Here is a 15,923-nt window from a genome sequence, read left to right as displayed (position 1 = left end):
GGGTCACGAAGGCGTCGATGTGGTTGCGGTCGGGGCGCCTCCCGTGCTGATCTTGGTTGTACAGGGGCATTGCCGCGCCCCGGATTCGAGGATTGATGAAGCGTTATTCCGCATTTGCCATCGCCCGCGAGGCGGCCCGCTACCACACCGGCTGGGGCCGTGCCTGGGGCAAGCCCAAGCCGAAAACCCATTACGACGTGATCATCGTCGGCGCCGGCGGGCACGGGCTCGCCACTGCCTATTACCTCGGGAAGAATTTCGGCATCCGCAACGTGGCGATCCTCGAGAAGGGCTGGCTCGGCGGCGGCAATACCGGACGCAACACCACGATCATCCGCTCGAACTACCTTCAGGACCCGTCCGCGGCCCTCTACGAGAAGGCGCGCTCGCTCTACGAGGGGCTGAGCCAGGATCTCAACTACAACGTCATGTTCTCGCCCCGCGGCGTGATGATGTTGGCGCAGACCGAGCACGAGCTGCGCGGCTACCAGCGCACCGCGCATGCCAACCGCCTGCAAGGCATCGACACCGAGATGATCTCGCCGCGCGAGGTCAAGCGGCTCTGCCCGATCATGAACATCGACGGGCCCCGCTACCCGGTTCTGGGCGCGCTCTGGCAAGCCCGCGCCGGCACCGCGCGCCACGATGCGGTGGCCTGGGGTTACGCCCGCGCCTGCTCCGACATGGGCATGGACATCCTGCAGGGCTGCGAGGTCACCGCGGTGCGCCAGACCGGCGGCAAGGTCACCGGGGTCGAGACCTCGCTCGGAGAGATCTCGTGCAACAAGCTCGGCATCGTGGTGGCGGGCCATTCCGGCGTGCTGGCCGAGAAGGCCGGCTTCCGGCTGCCGCTCGAGAGCGTGTCGCTGCAGGCGCTGGTCAGCGAGCCGATCAAGCCCTGCATGGACGTGGTCGTCATGGCCAACACGGTGCACGGCTACATGAGCCAGTCCGACAAGGGCGAGATGGTGATCGGCGGCGGCACCGACGGGTACATCAACTACACCCAGCGCGGCAGCTTCCAGCACATCGAGGAGACGGTGCGGGCGCTGGTCGAGACCTTCCCGATGATCTCGCGACTCAAGATGCTGAGGCAATGGGGCGGCATCGTCGACGTGACCGGGGACCGTTCGCCGATCCTGTCGAAGACCCCGCTCGAGGGCTGTTTCATCAATTGCGGGTGGGGCACCGGCGGCTTCAAGGCGATCCCCGGCTCGGGCTGGGGCTTTGCCGAGCTCATGGCCAAGGGACACTCGCCGCTGACCGCCGAGTTCGGCCTCGACCGCTTCCGCGAGGGCCGCTTCATCGACGAGAGCGTCGCGGCGGGGGTGGCGCATTGACCGCCCCGCGCGATCCTTTCCCGGTGGTGTTACTTGCCGACCATCGCCCGCTTCACGCGGAACGGCGCGGGGGCGGCGAGGCCTGCGAGCCCGGCCAGCGCGCCGTGGCCGTCATTGCAGGGCGGGCGCCAGCTGTGGATGAACTCGGCCGCGATCATCGCCCGATCCTCGGGGCGGGCCAGCGCCAGCCCGCCGATGGCGTCGAAGCCGAGTGCCTCGGCGCGTTCCCAAGGGCCGCCGGGGCGACGGTCCTCGGCCAGCTGCGCGTCGAGCGCGCAGGTCTCGCCGACATAGAACACCTGAACCTGCCGCGAGCGGCCCTCGGGCAGCTTGAGGTAGAGGTAGACCGCGCCGGTATCGGTGAAACCGGTATCGGGAGAGAACAGCTCGACCGGGTAGTCCCGGCCGCGGTGGCTCGTGAGTGTAAGGGTGGTCAGCCTGCTCATGGAGTTTCTCGTTCTTGTTGCCTCGGGACCAATCTAGGGGCCGAACGAGAAAACAACGTGATCCGACCCGGGATCGCGCCGGCTCAGCATGAAAATCCGCGAATCTGCCCGTCTTTTGCGCAGCTGGCGCGGGAATGGGCGCAGGATGCGGCGTGCCCGGGACGGAACGCCCGGCGCGTGACACGCGTTCGACTGACATCCTCAGGCAGCGAAGGAGCGCCCGAATGTCAGATCGTCCCGCGCCGCGGCGCGCCCCCGGCCGTCGCCTCGCGCCCGTCCTCTTCGCCGTGGTGCTCTCGGTGGTGCTCGCCGTGCTGCTCTACACATTGCTTGCCCCCGGCGCGACCGGATCGCCGGGCATCGGCGTTCGCGTCCCGGTGCCGACAGAAGGTGGCGCCTCGGCGCTCGACAATGCCGCCAATGCCCTGGAAAATCTCGACGACCTCTAGGGCAGGGGGCATCGCGCCGCCGCTGCCTCGTGGTGTCGCAAAAGGAGCCTTCGCATGCTGATCCTCCACTGCCCCTGCTGCGGCGTCGACGCCGCCGAGATCGAGCTCGCCCCCGGCGGCGAGGCGCATCTGAAACGCGAAGGCCCCGGCAGTTCCGACGCGGCGCTCGAGACCTATCTCTTCACCCGCGACAACCCGCGCGGGGTCGTGCTCGAGCGCTGGCGCCACGCCTATGGCTGTGGAAAGTGGTTCCTCGCCGCGCGCGACAGCGTCACCATGGAGGTCTACGGCACCTACGCGGCCCAGACCCACGCGCCGCCGCAGGAGATCGTCGACCGCATCACCGCCCGTCACCCGGGCTGGGCAGAGGCGCTCTGATGCTTCTTCTGGCCGAAAATATCCTCGGGGGGAGCGCGCCCCGTCGCGCGAGGGGGCAGACAGCCCCCGCCCCCGCTCGCAACATCTCGGGAGCTTGGGCATGAGCACGCGTCTCGCTACGGGCGGCCGCTTCACCGATCGCGGCAAACAGATCGGCTTCACCTTCAACGGCCGCCGCTTCACTGGCTTCGAGGGCGACACGCTGGCCTCGGCCCTGCTCGCCGGAGACCAGCTTCTGGTGGGCCGAAGCTTCAAGTACCACCGCCCGCGCGGCATCGTCGCGTCTGGTGCCGAGGAGCCGAACGCGTTGGTGGGACTCGGGCAGGGGGCGCGGTTCGAGCCGGATCAGCGCGCCACCACCACCGAGCTCTTCGACGGGTTGGTGGCCGAGAGCCAAAACCACTGGCCGAGCCTCGCCTTCGACGTGGGCGAGATCAACGCCAAGCTCGCGCGCTTCCTGCCGGCCGGGTTCTACTACAAGACGTTCCTCTGGCCGCGGTCGTTCTGGAAATACGTCTACGAGCCGGTGATCCGGCAATCCGCCGGTCTCGGCAAGGCGCCCCACCCGGAGGTGCGTGACGCCGACCGCTACGAGCATTTCCATGCCCATACCGACGTGCTGATCGTCGGCGGTGGCGTGGCCGGGCTGCAGGCGGCGCGCAACGCCGCGCATGCCGGGGTTCAGGTGCTGCTCATGGAGCAGGCCGCTCATTGGGGCGGCCGAGCGCCGGTCGACGGCGGCACCATCGAGGAGCTCGCCCCCGAGGCATGGGTCGCGCAGACCGTCGCCGAGCTCGAGGCGATGGACAATGTCCGGCTGAGGCTGCGCTGCATGGGGGCAGGCGTTTACGATCACGGCTACGCGCTGGGCTATGAGCGCGTCACCGACCACAGGCCGGGCGCGCAGGGGCCGCGACATCGGCTCTGGCGCATCCGCGCCAAACAGATCGTCTCCGCCACCGGCGCCATCGAGCGCCCGCTGAGCTTTGCCGGCAACGACGTGCCGGGCGTGATGCTGGCCTCTGCCGTGCGCGATTACGTGGTCAATTACGGTGTCGCCCCCGGCGACCGCACCGTGGTGGTCACCAACAATGACGACGCCTACCGCACCGCGATCCTGCTCAAGCAGAGCGGCCTCGACGTGCCGGCGATCCTCGACGCCCGCCCGATGGGGGGCGGCGCGCTGATGCAGGAGGCGCGCGATCTCGGCATCCGGGTCGAGCCTGCCCGCGGCATCTCCAAGGTGCTGGGCGGCGCCCGGGTCACCGGCGTGGCGATCTGCGATCAGGCCGGCGGCGGCTCGATGCTCGAGGAGATCGCGTGCGACGCGGTGGCGATGTCCGGCGGTTGGTCGCCGGTGGTGCATCTCTGGTCGCATTGCGGCGGCAAGCTGACATGGGACGCCGACGGCGCCTTCTTCCGCCCCGACCCCTCCCGCGCGCCCACCGGTGCCGATGGCAAGCCCTTCGTGATTGCGGCAGGATCGGCCAATGGCCATCTCGGGCTGCAGGAGGCGCTGGCCTGCGCCGACGGCGCCGGCAAGGCGGCGATCGAGGCCATGGGCTGCGGCTTCGAGGAAAGCCCGGTGCCGAAGGCCGAGAGCACCGCGGAAGCACCGCTGCTGCCAGTCTGGCTGATGCCGCAGGGCGCCCGCGCCGATCTGCGCATGAAGGCCTTTCTCGACTATCAGAACGACGTGAAAGTGTCCGACGTTCAGCTCGCCGCGCGCGAGGGCTATGAAAGCGTCGAGCACGCCAAGCGCTACACCACGCTCGGCATGGCCACGGATCAGGGCAAGCTGAGCAACATCAACGGTCTGGCGATCCTGTCCGATGCGCTCGGCGCGCCCATCCCGCAGACTGGCACCACCACCTCCCGCCCGCCCTACACGCCGATCAGCTTCGGCGCCATCGCCGGCGAGGCGCGAGACGCGGTGTTTCAGCCGCTGCGCCGCACCCCGATGCAGGACTGGCACGAGGCCAACAACGCGGCGTGGGAGATTGTCGGCCAGTGGCGCCGGCCCTATTGCTACCCGCGCCCGGGCGAAAGCCGTCACGCCGCCGTCAATCGCGAGATCAGCGCCACCCGCGAGAGCCTCGGCCTGCTCGACGCCTCGACACTTGGCAAGATCCTCGTAAAGGGGCCTGACGCGGGCCGGTTCCTCGACATGATGTATACCAACATGATGTCGACCCTGCCGGTGGGCAAATGCCGCTACGGCCTCATGTGCAACGAGAACGGCTTCCTGATGGATGACGGTGTCGTGGTGCGGCTCTCCGAGGACAGCTGGCTCTGCCACACCACCTCCGGCGGCGCGGATCACGTTCACGCCCACATGGAAGACTGGCTGCAATGCGAATGGTGGGACTGGAAGGTCTACACCGCCAACCTGACCGAGCAATACGCCCAGATCGCCGTGGTCGGCCCCAATGCCCGCAAGCTGCTGGAAAAGCTCGGCGGCATGGATGTCTCGAAGGAGGCGATGCCGTTCATGACCTGGGCGGATGGCAGGCTCGCCGACACCCCGGTGCGGGTCTACCGCATCTCGTTCTCGGGCGAGCTGTCCTACGAGATCGCGGTGCCGGCCAATCGCGGCCGCGCCTTCTGGGGCAAGCTGCTCGAGGCCGGGGCAGAGTGGAACATCACCCCCTACGGCACCGAGGCGCTGCACGTGATGCGGGCCGAGAAGGGCTTCATCATGATCGGCGACGAGAGCGACGGCACGGTGATCCCGCAGGATCTTGGCCTGCACTGGGCGATCTCGAAGAAGAAAGAGGACTTCCTTGGAAAGCGCGCGCAGCAGCGCCCCGACATGGCGCGCGATGGCCGCTGGCAGCTGGTCGGGCTCGAGACACTCGACGGCTCGGTGCTGCCTGATGGCGCCTATGCCATCGCGGCGGGCAAGAACGCCAACGGCCAGCGCAACACGCAAGGCCGCGTGACCTCGACCTACTTCTCGCCGACGCTGAACAAGGGCATCGCCATGGGGCTGGTCGAACACGGGCCCGACCGTATGGGCGAGGTGCTCTCGTTCACCGCCGAGACACAGGACGAGACCCGCGACGAGCTGACCACCGTCGAGGCGAAGATCGTGAGCCCGGTGTTCTTTGATCCGAAAGGGGAGAAACAGGATGTCTGATGTGATGGCACCGATGGCGGGCGCCCGCTCCGAGGGCCTGATCTCGATCGAGGCGCTGCCGCCGCAGGGCCAGATCTCCCTGCGCTGCGAGGTCTCGGACGATTACCGCGCGAAGCTTGGCGAGCTGCTGGGCCTCGGCATCCCCGAGCCGCTCTCGGCGGTGGAGGAGGGCGACCGGGCGCTGCTCTGGATGGCGCATGACGAGCTTCTGCTGCTTCTGCCCTATGATGCGGTGCCGGAGATGCTCGCGCGGCTGAACACCACGTTCGAGGGCTGGTTCATCGCGATCACCGATGTTTCTGACGCCCGCGCCCAGTTCCGGCTGAGCGGCCCGCATCTGCGCGACGTGCTCTCCAAGGTGACGCCGGCCGACATCTCGCCGGACGCCTTTACCCCCGGTATGGTCCGGCGCTCGCGGCTGGCGCAGGTGGCGGCGGGCTATTGGCTGCGCAGCGCGAGCGAAGCGCAGGTCTTCGTGTTCCGCTCGGTAGCCGACTACGCCTTCCAGGTGCTGTCGCTGGCAGCTGGGCCCGGCGGAGAGGTGCACCACCACACGCGCGAGGCGATTTCGGAACAGGACGCGTCATCGCACGTTTAAACCATGACACTCCTTGACCTCGCTGAACGTGGGTCTAGGAATGGTATACAAATTCACTCGGACCAAGAGGGTAACACCATGGCTTTCGAACTTCCCGATCTCCCCTACGCACACGACGCGCTTGCCTCCAAGGGCATGTCCAAGGAGACGCTCGAGTACCACCACGACATCCACCACAACACCTACGTCACCACGCTGAACAAGCTGATCGACGGCACCGAGTGGGCTGACAAGTCGCTGGAAGAGATCGTGAAAGGCACTTACGAAGCTGGCGCCGTGGCGCAATCGGGCCTGTTCAACAACGCCTCGCAGCACTGGAACCACACCCAGTTCTGGGAAATGATGGGCTCCGGCGACAACGCCATGCCGTCCGAGCTTGAAGCGGCCCTAAAAGAGAGCTTCGGCTCGGTCGACAAATTCAAGGAAGACTTCTCGGCAGCCGGCGCCGGGCAGTTCGGCTCGGGCTGGGCATGGCTGGTCAAGGACGCCGATGGCGGCCTGAAGATCACCAAGACCGAGAACGGCGTGAACCCGCTGTGCTTCGGCCAGACCGCTCTGCTGGGCTGCGACGTGTGGGAGCACTCCTACTACATCGACTTCCGCAACAAGCGCCCGGCCTACTTGGCCAACTTCCTCGACAACCTGGTCAACTGGGAAAACGTCGCCTCGCGCATGTGATCGCGACCGACCTGTTCCTGACAGGACGAAGCCCCGCGCAGTGCGCGGGGCTTTTCTTTTGTCGGTCCGGGAGGCGCTGTGATCAGGACCGGTGCCGCCTCCGGGCCTCAGGAATGCGCCGTGCTCAGCATGCAGCTGGCCTTCACGACCCCGGCTGCCCGATGCTCGACAGGGCCCGAGCCTGAGGCCACAGGCGCCCTAGCGCTTCACCCGCTCACGCCAGAGGGTGAACAGTCCCGCCGCCACGATGATCACCGCGCCCATCGCCACGTTGGGCCGCAGCGTCTCGTTGAACACGGTCATGCCGAGGGCCGAGGCGAACACCAGCTGCAGGTAGGCGAAAGGCTGGACCGCCGAGGCCTCGGCCACCTCGTAACACTTGATCAGCGTGTAATGTCCGCTGGCGCCGGTGATGCAGAGCAGCGCCATCCAGCCCCAGTCCGGTGCGCTCATCGGCTCCCAGAACCACGCGCCCACCAGCGTCGCGGTCACCGCGCCCGAAACCCCGGTCCAGAAGAACGAGGTCGCGGCGGTGTCGCGCCGGGCCACGTAGCGGGTCAGCAATCCGTAGAGCGCGAACATCAGCGCCGCCACCAGTGGCACGGCGGCGTGAGGCGAGAACACACCGCCCGAGGGCTGCAGGATGATGACGACCCCGATGAAGCCCACGCCAATGGCCGACCAGCGTCGCCAGCCGACCTTCTCGCCGAGGATCGGCCCCGACAGCGCCGCCACGAGCAGCGGGTAGGCGGTGAAGACGGCGTGGCTCTCGGTGAGGCCCAGCAGCACGAAGGCGGTGATCATCACCCAGATCTCGGCCACCAGCAGCACGCCGCGGAAGATCTGCAGCCACGGCTGCGTGGTGGCAGCGGCGGCCTTCAGCCCGCCCGCCTGCCGCCCGGCGATGGCCATGACGAAGGCGGCGAAGAACCAGTAGCGGATCATCACCACCATGTAGACGTTGTAGCTGTCCGACAGGTGCCGAGAGATGCCGTCCTGCAGGGCAAAGACGAAGGTCGTCAGGACCATCAGCCAGATGCCGAATTTGGTGTTCTGTTCCGCCATCAGGCCAGCTCCGCGCGCGTCATGTGTCGCTTGCGGCCATAGCCGGGCACACGGGCGACTGCAAACCCTGCCGCCTCGAGTGCGCGGCGCACGTGGCCGGCTGCGGTGTAGGTGGCAATGGTGCCGCCCGGCGCAGTGTGACGGCCGACCTCTTCCATCAGGTCCGCGCCCCAGAGCTCGGGGTTCTTGGCGGGCGAGAAGCCATCGAGAAACCACGCATCCGCCTCGCCCTGCCATGCGGGCAGGGCAAGGCGGGCATCGCCTTCCACCATGCGGAAGCGCAGGTCGGGCAGGTCGATCTCGCGCGCCCCGTCGCGCCAGAACGGCGCCAGCTCATCGGCGATGGCGGACAGCTCGGGAAAGGCCGACTGGGCGCGGATCATGTCCGCGCCGGTCATCGGGAAGGCCTCGAAGCTGGTGAAATGGAGCGTCCCGGCGGTGCCGCTCTGGCGCCAGATCTGCAGCGTGGCGAGCAGGTTGAGCCCGGTGCCGAAGCCCAGCTCGGCCACGTGAAAGCCGTCGCGGAAACGGGCGGGAAGATCATTGCCGGCGAGGAAGGTGTGTCGGGTCTCGGCGAGGCCGTTCTCGAGCGAGAAATACGGATCGTCGAAGCGCGGCGACACCGGCACCTCGCCGTCGCGCCAGAGAGGGGCGTCGGGCTGGTTCGTCATGATGGTCTGTCCTAGAACTGGCGCGACCATGACCGGAGGGCAGACGAATGGCAAGCATCGACGTGACAGTGCGCGGGGCAGGGATCTTCGGCCTCTCGATCGCCTGGGCCTGCGCCCGGGCCGGGGCAACGGTCCAGGTCGTCGACCCGTACGGGCCGGGGGCCGGATCGAGCGGCGGCATCGTCGGCGCGCTGGCCCCGCACGTGCCGGAGAACTGGAACCCGAAGAAGGCGTTCCAGCTCGAGAGCCTGTTGATGGCCGAAGCCTTCTGGGCCGAGGTCGAGGCGGTGGGCGGCGTCTCGCCCGACTACGCCCGCAGCGGCCGGCTGCAGCCGGTGGCCGACGACAAGGGGCTTGAATTGGCGCGCGGACGCGAGATCACGGCGCGAGACCTCTGGGGCGAGGCCGCGGTCTGGGAGGTGATCCGCGCCGAGGAGGCCGGGCCCTTCGCGCCGCTGACCCCCACGGGCTGGCTGATCCGCGACACGCTCAGCGCCCGGATGTCGCCGCGGCGCGCCTCGGCGGCGCTGGTGGCGGCGCTCTCGGCGATGGGTGTCGAGGTGGTGCGCGAGGCCGAGGATGCCGGGCAGGTGCTCTGGGCCACCGGCTGGCAGGGGCTGATCGCGCTCTCGGAGGCCTTGGGCAAGCCGGTGGGGGCGGGTGTGAAGGGCCAGTCGGCGCTGCTGCGGTTCGATGCTGGCGATGCGCCTCAGGTCTTTGCCGGCGGTTTGCACATCGTGCCGCATCACGACGGCACCGTGGCGATCGGCTCGACTTCGGAGCGCGACTTCGAAGACCCGACCTCCTGCGACGATCAATGCGAGGCGCTGGTCGAGCGCGCGGTGACGGCGATGCCGCTCCTGCATGGTGCCGAGGTGGTCGAGCGCTGGGCCGGAGTGAGGCCCCGTGCAAAGAGCCGGGCGCCGATGCTCGGGGGCTGGCCCGGGCGGGAGGGGCATTTCATCGCCAATGGCGGCTTCAAGATCGGCTTCGGCATGGCGCCGAAGGTGGCCGGGGTGATGGCGGACCTTATGCTGAACGGGCAGGATGGGATCCCGCAGGGGTTCCGGGTCGAGGATTCGCTGTAGTTCGGGCGATGTCCTGACGCCTTGGAGGTTGGAGAGGGGGGATGGGGGCGCTGCCCCCGTCCGCGTGCCGCGGCCTCCCCCGGGATATTTCTGGCCAGAAGAAGCTTGGGGGGCTGCGCTGCTTGAAGCGTCGCACCGTTGAAGGGCTGGCAAAGCCGGGCGCGCGAAGCTGTGCGGAGCGTTGCGCCACTTGCAGCGCGGTGAGGGGGCGCCGCCCCCGCCGCAGCGGAGCTGCGACTCCCCCCGAGGTATTTTCGAACCAGAGAAGATGGAGCGGTGTGGCGGCGGTGGCTCAGCGGGTCATGCGGTGAACGCTCATCGAGATGTGGGCGCGGCGGATCAGGGCGGCGGCGGCGGTGTCTCCGGCTGCGAGAGCGGTTTCGGTTTCGCGCATCTCGCCGAGGAAGATGGCGCATTCCGAGGTCAGGTTCATGCGCGGGATCGAGGTCAGCCAGATCCGGGCGGTGAGGTAGTAGAGCCGGGCCGCGGTCTCGCGCAGGGGGGCGTTGCCGGTGAGCGACAGGCCGAAGCGGTGGTAGGCGCTGTTGAGCGCGGCGAAGGCGCGCGGATCGGGGGCGGCGAGCAGCGCCTCGCCGCGGGTGACGAAATCGCGGATCTCGGCCCTCACCCCGGGGGTCACCGGCAGCGGGTCGAGCTGGCCTGCCAGCGCGGCCAGGTGCAGGCGCAGATCGTAGACCTGCGCCATCAGTGCCATGTCGACATCGGTGACCAGCGTGCCGATGCCGTGGCGGCTTTCCACCAGCCCCTCGTCTTCGAGCCGCGCCAGCACCCGGCGCAGCGGCGTGCGCGAGGTGCCGAACTCGGCCGCCAGCGCCTCTTCCGAGAGCTTGGTGCCCGGCGGGTAGTCGAGCAGGCAGATGCGCTCGCGCAGTTCTGAATGCAGGCGCTGGTGGCGCGCCGCGGCGGTGCTCACGCGGCGACGCTCCGCCCGATGCCCTCCAGCATGGTCAGGCATTGCGACAGCTGCTGGCGCGAGACGAACTCGTCAGGCTTGTGGGCCTGCGCGATCGAGCCCGGGCCGCAGATCACCACCGACATGCCCATTTCCTGGAACAGGCCGCCCTCGGTGCTGAATGGCACCACGCCGCAGTCGTCATTGCCGGTGAGCTGCGCCACCAGATCGCGGGCGGCATTGTCGGACATCGGCTCGAGCCCGGCCACCTCGCCGATCACCTGGGTCTCGATGCGGGCCTCCGGGTTCACCTTGCGCATCGCCGGGAGCAGCTCGGTTTCGACATAAGCTTCCAGCGCATCCTTGACGAAATGCGCGTCGCCCGACTGCACCGGGCGCATCTCCCAGTCGACCTCGGCGAAGCCGGGGATGACGTTGTGCGCCACGCCACCATAGAGCCGGCCCACATTGACCGTGGTCCAGGGCGGATCGAAGCGCGAATTGGCCGGCACCCGGGTCTTGAGCTGCTCGGCCAGGCTCATCAGCTGGGTGACGTAGCGCACCGCGTATTCCACCGCGTTGACGCCGCGCGCGGGGGCCGAGCCGTGCCCTTCGAGCCCGTGGAAGCGGCAGGTGTATTCGCAGCAGCCCTTGTGGCCCTCGATGATCTTCATGTCGGTCGGCTCACCCACGATGGCCATCCGTGGCGCGTAGCCGCGGCGCTCGAGCTCGGGCACCAGGGCGCGGGCGCCCATGCAGCCGACCTCTTCGTCATGGGTGAAGCACAGGTGTACCGGGCGCTTCAGCGGTGTCTGCGACAGCGGATCGGCCATGGCGATGGCGGCGGCGATGAAGCCTTTCATGTCGCAGGCACCGCGGCCGAGCAGCAGGTCGTCGCGCTCGGTCAGGTGGAACGGGTTGGAGTGCCAGACCTGGTCGGTCACCGGCACCACGTCGGAATGGCCCGACAGCACCACGCCGCCCGGCACGTCGGGGCCGATGGTGGCGAACATGTTGGCCTTGGCGCCGCTGGCGTCGGCGAAGAGCTCGACCTTCGCGCCATGATGTTCCAGCCAGTTCGCCATCCACGCCATCATGTCGAGATTGCTGTCGCTCGACACGGTGGGGAAGGAGATGAGGTCGGCGAGAATCGCTTCGGTCTCTTTCAGCATGGTTGGCTCCTCAGGCTTTGACGAACATCTGGCGGGGACGGTCGCAGAAGCATTCCGCCGCCCCGTCTTCGGTGATCAGGATCGATTCGGTGATTTCCAGGCCCCAGTCCGACATCCACAGGCCGGGCATGAAGTGGAAGGTCATGCCGGGCTGCAGGATGGTCTCGTCCTCGGCGCGCAGCGAGATCGTGCGCTCGCCCCAGTCCGGAGGGTAGGACAGGCCGATGGGGTAGCCGCAGCGGGCGCCGCGCTCGATCCCGGCGCGCTCGAGCGGCGCGGCCAGCGCGTTGGCGATGTCGCAGGCGCGGTTGCCGGCGCGGGCGGCCTGGAGCCCGGCCTCGAGCCCTTCGACCAGCGCGTCCTCCGCGGCGAGGAACAGGTCGGGTGGCTGGCCGAGAAAGATCGTCCGGCAAAGCGGCGCGTGATAGCGGCGGTAGCAGCCGGAGATCTCGAAGAAGGTGGCCTCGCCCTTCTTGAACGGCCGCCCGTCCCAGGTCAGGTGCGGGGCGGCGGCATCCGAGCCCGAGGGCAGCAGCGGCACGATGGAGGCGTAGTCGCCCCAGTCGTCGCCCACGCCGAGGATGGCGTCACGCTGGATCTCGGCCACCACCTCGTTCTTCGGCACGCCGGGCTCGACCCGCTCGAGCAGGCCGTCGACGATCTTTTCCGAGATTCGCGCCGCCTTGCGCATGAAGGCGATCTCTTCGGCGGACTTGATGTTGCGCTGCCAGTTCACCAGCGCGGTGGCGTCGACGATGGTGGCGCTGGGCAGGCTGTCGGCCAGCGCCATGAAGGCCTTGGCGGAAAAGTAGTAATTCTCCATCTCGACGCCGAGCCGCGCGCCCTCGTGCCCCATGCCGATCAGGCGCTGGGCGAGATCTTCCATCGGGTGGCGCTCGGTCGACTGCACGTAGTTGTCGGCATAGCCGATGACCCGGTCGTCGCCCATCCAGACGGTGCGCACGGCACCGTTTGTGTCCTGGTTGCGGCCCCACCAGATTGGGTCGGCATCGTGGAACACCAACACGCCCTGATGCACGTAGAACGACCAGCCGTCATAGGCGGTGAGCCAGGCCATGTTCGACGGGTCGGTGACCAGCAGAACCTCAACGCCAGCCTTTTCCATGGCGGCGCGGGTCTTGGCGAGACGTCGTTCATACTCGGCCTCGGAGAAGGGCAGGTCTTTCTGGAATCGGTGCTGGTCCATGGGCGGTCTCCGGGGGTGGTCTTCGCCCCAGCTAGACAGTTGTGCACAACTGTGGCTGTCAAAAACCGACATCACGCGTCGCTCATGGGATGGTGGCGCTGAAATTCCGCGCGGGTGGTCAGAAGTTGTGCACTTGTGGGCGCTAACCGCGCCGGAATTCCGGAAAATGGCAGAAGGGGCACCCACGGGAGGGTGGGTTCCGTAGCGTAAGGCGCCTCGAAGATCGAAGTCGAATGTACCGGCGCCGGCTGCCAGAGTGGCGTTTTTGGCTGCAAAGTGCCGCTTTCGGCACCGGATCTCCCGTGTTGCCGGGGCTAGGCTTTCTCTCGCGTCTATGCGGTTGCAAGACGTGGTCGGACGCGGTTTAGTTTGACCCACAAGACAGCGGGGACAATCCGCGAGACATCAACGGGGAGCCGGATTTGCCAGATACCGGGACAAGCGACGCGTTCGTCGCCTTTGAACGTGTTCAGAAAAGCTATGATGGCGAGACACTCGTCGTCAAAGACCTGAACCTCAACATGCCAAAGGGCGAGTTCCTGACCATGCTCGGGCCGTCCGGATCGGGCAAGACAACCTGCCTGATGATGCTGGCCGGGTTCGAGACCGCCACACATGGCGAGATCAAGCTCGACGGGGTCAGCATCAACAACATCCCGCCTCACAAGCGCGGCATCGGGATGGTCTTCCAGAACTACGCGCTCTTCCCCCACATGACCGTTGCCGAGAACCTGTCCTTCCCTCTGGAAGTGCGCAAGATCGGCAAGTCCGAGCGGGAGAAGAAGGTGATGCGCGCGCTCGACATGGTCGAGATGGGGGCCTTCGGAGGCCGCCGTCCGGCGCAGCTTTCGGGCGGTCAGCAGCAGCGGATCGCGCTGGCGCGCGCTCTGGTGTTCGAGCCCGAGCTGGTGCTCATGGACGAGCCGCTCGGCGCGCTCGACAAGCAGCTTCGCGAGAAGATGCAGTTCGAGATCACCGACCTGGCGCACCGTCTGGGCATCACGGTGGTCTACGTGACCCACGACCAGACCGAGGCGCTGACCATGTCGGACCGCGTCGCCGTGTTCGACGATGGCCGCATCCAGCAGCTGGCACCGCCAGACGAGCTTTACGAGGCGCCGCAGAACAGCTTCGTGGCGCAGTTCATCGGCGAGAACAACACGCTTGAGGGCGTGGTCAAGGAGATCAGCGGCGGTCGCTGCACGGTCCAGCTCGACGGTGGCGAGATGATCGACGCCATGCCGGTCAACGTCAGCAAGGTTGGCGAACGCACCCGCGTCTCGATCCGGCCCGAACGGGTCGAGGTCAATCCCGAGCTTGGCGAGGGTGCCCACACGCTAAAGGCAAAGGTGAAGGAATTCATCTACATGGGCGATATCTTCCGGACGCGGCTGAGCGTCGCCGGCAACGAGGATTTCGTCATCAAGACGCGCAACCGCCCCGACCAGGTGCGGCTCAAGCCGGGCGAGGATGTCACCATCGGCTGGTTGCCCGAGGATTGCCGCGCGCTCGACGCGCAGTAGATTGTGAATTGCGGCCGCGGCGGATCTGCGGATCCTCGCCGCGGCGGCATTCTCCACGAGGTCGGTGCCGCAACCCGGGCGTCGTCCTCATAAAATGACGGGTTGAAAAGGGAGTTACCTATGAAACTGACCAAGACGCTTCTGGCCTCGACGGCGCTGACCGTGTCCGCCGGCGCGGTGGCTGCACAGGATATGGCCGACAGCATGACGCTTGTTTCCTGGGGCGGCGCTTACCAGCGCAGCCAGGACGAAGCTTATGTGAAGCCCTATCTCGAGATGCACCCGGACGTGAGCGTCTCGTGGGATGAGAGCTCGAACGAAGCCGTGGCGCGTCTGCGTGCCATGAACGAAGCCGGCAACATCACCTGGGATCTCGTCGACGTGGTGGCGGCCGACGCCATCCGCCTGTGCGACGAAGGCCTGGCGATGGAATACGACCCCGAGGACCTGCTCGCCGAAGGCGACGACGGCACCTCCGCCGAGGACGATTTCGGCGACCTGATCGTGTCCGACTGCTTCATCCCGCAGATCGTCTATTCGACCACCGTCGGCTACCGCACCGACCTCGTGGGCGACACCGCGCCGACCGACATCTGCGCGCTGTTCGACCTCGAGGCCTACCCGGGCAAGCGCGCTCTCGAGCGCCGTCCGATCAACAACATGGAGTGGGCGCTGTACTGTGACGGCGTCGCCAAGGACGAGATCTACGACGTTCTCGAGACCCCGGAAGGTCAGGACCGCGCGCTCGCCAAGCTCGACTCCATCAAGGACGAGACCGTGTGGTGGTCCGCCGGCGCCGACACGCCGCAGCTGCTCGCCGACGGCGAAGTCATCATGGGCTCGACCTATAACGGCCGTCTGTTCTCGGTGATCGAGGAGCAGGACCAGCCGGTGGGCATGCTCTGGGACATGCAGGTGTTCGACCTCGATGGCTGGATCATTCCGACCGGCCTCTCCGACGAGAGCCTCGCACGGGTGAAGGACTTCGTCATGTTCGCCACCGACACCCAGCGTCTGGCCGACCAGGCCAAGTACATCTCCTACGGTCCGGCGCGTCAGTCCTCGGCACCGCTGGTCGGAGAGCACGCGGAGCTCGGCATCGAAATGGCGCCGCACATGCCGACCGATCCGGCCAACGCGGAAAACACCCTGCTCTACAACTACGAGTTCTGGGCCGACTACCGCGATGACATCGACGCCAAGTTCCAGTCCTGGCTGGCGCAATAAGCGCTCCGGCTGATCTGACAGGGAAGGGG

The 15,923-nt window shown here is 67.4% G+C and carries 15 protein-coding genes; 9 read left to right on the top strand and 6 right to left on the bottom strand.

Annotated elements, in window-relative coordinates; genetic code table 11:
* Positions 1 to 95 precede the first annotated feature (95 nt).
* On the top strand, positions 96 to 1,340 hold the full coding sequence (locus R2601_RS02605) for a sarcosine oxidase subunit beta family protein (protein WP_007793106.1): 1,245 nt from the start codon (positions 96 to 98) through the stop codon (positions 1,338 to 1,340).
* Between the two features lie 29 nt (positions 1,341 to 1,369).
* Here R2601_RS02605 and R2601_RS02600 read toward each other — a convergent pair whose 3' ends face one another.
* On the bottom strand, positions 1,370 to 1,786 hold the full coding sequence (locus R2601_RS02600) for a hypothetical protein (RefSeq protein WP_007793103.1): 417 nt from the start codon (positions 1,784 to 1,786) through the stop codon (positions 1,370 to 1,372).
* A gap of 224 nt (positions 1,787 to 2,010) precedes the next feature.
* Here R2601_RS02600 and R2601_RS02595 point away from each other — a divergent pair, with 224 nt between their 5' ends.
* From R2601_RS02595 to R2601_RS02575, 5 genes are all read left to right on the top strand, one after another.
* Positions 2,011 to 2,235, top strand: coding sequence for a hypothetical protein (locus tag R2601_RS02595; protein ID WP_007793099.1), 225 nt, complete (start codon positions 2,011 to 2,013; stop codon positions 2,233 to 2,235).
* 54 nt (positions 2,236 to 2,289) lie between these two features.
* Positions 2,290 to 2,613, top strand: coding sequence for a sarcosine oxidase subunit delta (locus tag R2601_RS02590; RefSeq protein ID WP_007793096.1), 324 nt, complete (start codon positions 2,290 to 2,292; stop codon positions 2,611 to 2,613).
* Between the two features lie 100 nt (positions 2,614 to 2,713).
* A complete protein-coding gene (locus tag R2601_RS02585) occupies positions 2,714 to 5,752 on the top strand; it encodes a sarcosine oxidase subunit alpha family protein (RefSeq protein ID WP_007793092.1) in 3,039 nt (1,012 codons plus the stop codon).
* Positions 5,745 to 6,350: a sarcosine oxidase subunit gamma gene (locus R2601_RS02580; RefSeq protein WP_007793089.1), complete on the top strand. Its 606-nt coding sequence runs from the start codon at positions 5,745 to 5,747 to the stop codon at positions 6,348 to 6,350. Before R2601_RS02585 ends, R2601_RS02580 begins: the two co-directional genes overlap by 8 nt.
* A 78-nt stretch (positions 6,351 to 6,428) precedes the next feature.
* A complete protein-coding gene (locus R2601_RS02575) occupies positions 6,429 to 7,028 on the top strand; it encodes a superoxide dismutase (RefSeq protein WP_007793087.1) in 600 nt (199 codons plus the stop codon).
* Between the two features lie 198 nt (positions 7,029 to 7,226).
* Here the strand turns inward: R2601_RS02575 and R2601_RS02570 are convergent, their stop codons facing one another.
* The gene (locus tag R2601_RS02570; protein ID WP_007793084.1) at positions 7,227 to 8,093 is read right to left on the bottom strand and encodes a DMT family transporter; all 867 of its coding nucleotides are present in this window, start codon (positions 8,091 to 8,093) and stop codon (positions 7,227 to 7,229) included.
* Positions 8,093 to 8,764 (bottom strand): tRNA (5-methylaminomethyl-2-thiouridine)(34)-methyltransferase MnmC2, encoded by a 672-nt coding sequence (gene mnmC2 / locus R2601_RS02565; RefSeq protein ID WP_007793081.1) that lies wholly within the window; start codon positions 8,762 to 8,764, stop codon positions 8,093 to 8,095. The genes R2601_RS02570 and mnmC2 overlap by 1 nt, the downstream gene beginning before the upstream one ends.
* A gap of 47 nt (positions 8,765 to 8,811) precedes the next feature.
* Here mnmC2 and R2601_RS02560 point away from each other — a divergent pair, with 47 nt between their 5' ends.
* A complete protein-coding gene (locus R2601_RS02560) occupies positions 8,812 to 9,852 on the top strand; it encodes an NAD(P)/FAD-dependent oxidoreductase (protein ID WP_007793078.1) in 1,041 nt (346 codons plus the stop codon).
* Between the two features lie 292 nt (positions 9,853 to 10,144).
* On the opposite strand, the gene R2601_RS02555 is transcribed toward R2601_RS02560, so the two are convergent.
* Genes R2601_RS02555 through R2601_RS02545 form a run of 3 tightly spaced genes read right to left on the bottom strand, consistent with a single transcriptional unit; the run spans position 10,145 to position 13,144 of the window.
* Positions 10,145 to 10,786: a GntR family transcriptional regulator gene (locus R2601_RS02555; RefSeq protein ID WP_007793075.1), complete on the bottom strand. Its 642-nt coding sequence runs from the start codon at positions 10,784 to 10,786 to the stop codon at positions 10,145 to 10,147.
* Entirely contained in the window at positions 10,783 to 11,937 is a 1,155-nt protein-coding gene (gene argE, locus R2601_RS02550) for an acetylornithine deacetylase (RefSeq protein WP_007793072.1), read from the bottom strand. Before argE ends, R2601_RS02555 begins: the two co-directional genes overlap by 4 nt.
* A gap of 10 nt (positions 11,938 to 11,947) precedes the next feature.
* A complete protein-coding gene (locus tag R2601_RS02545; RefSeq protein ID WP_007793070.1) occupies positions 11,948 to 13,144 on the bottom strand; it encodes a M24 family metallopeptidase in 1,197 nt (398 codons plus the stop codon).
* Between the two features lie 422 nt (positions 13,145 to 13,566).
* On the opposite strand from R2601_RS02545, the gene R2601_RS02540 reads away from it, so the two are divergent.
* Together R2601_RS02540 and R2601_RS02535 are read left to right on the top strand one after the other, a co-directional pair.
* Complete coding sequence (locus R2601_RS02540; RefSeq protein ID WP_007793068.1) at positions 13,567 to 14,667, top strand: ABC transporter ATP-binding protein; 1,101 nt, start codon at positions 13,567 to 13,569, stop codon at positions 14,665 to 14,667.
* Between the two features lie 120 nt (positions 14,668 to 14,787).
* Entirely contained in the window at positions 14,788 to 15,894 is a 1,107-nt protein-coding gene (locus R2601_RS02535) for an extracellular solute-binding protein (protein ID WP_007793065.1), read from the top strand.
* The last annotated feature ends 29 nt before the right edge of the window (positions 15,895 to 15,923 follow it).

The organism is Salipiger bermudensis HTCC2601 (assembly GCF_000153725.1).
GTDB classification, from domain to species: Bacteria; Pseudomonadota; Alphaproteobacteria; order Rhodobacterales; family Rhodobacteraceae; genus Salipiger; species Salipiger bermudensis.
This window is presented reverse-complemented; position numbering and strand designations above follow the sequence as displayed.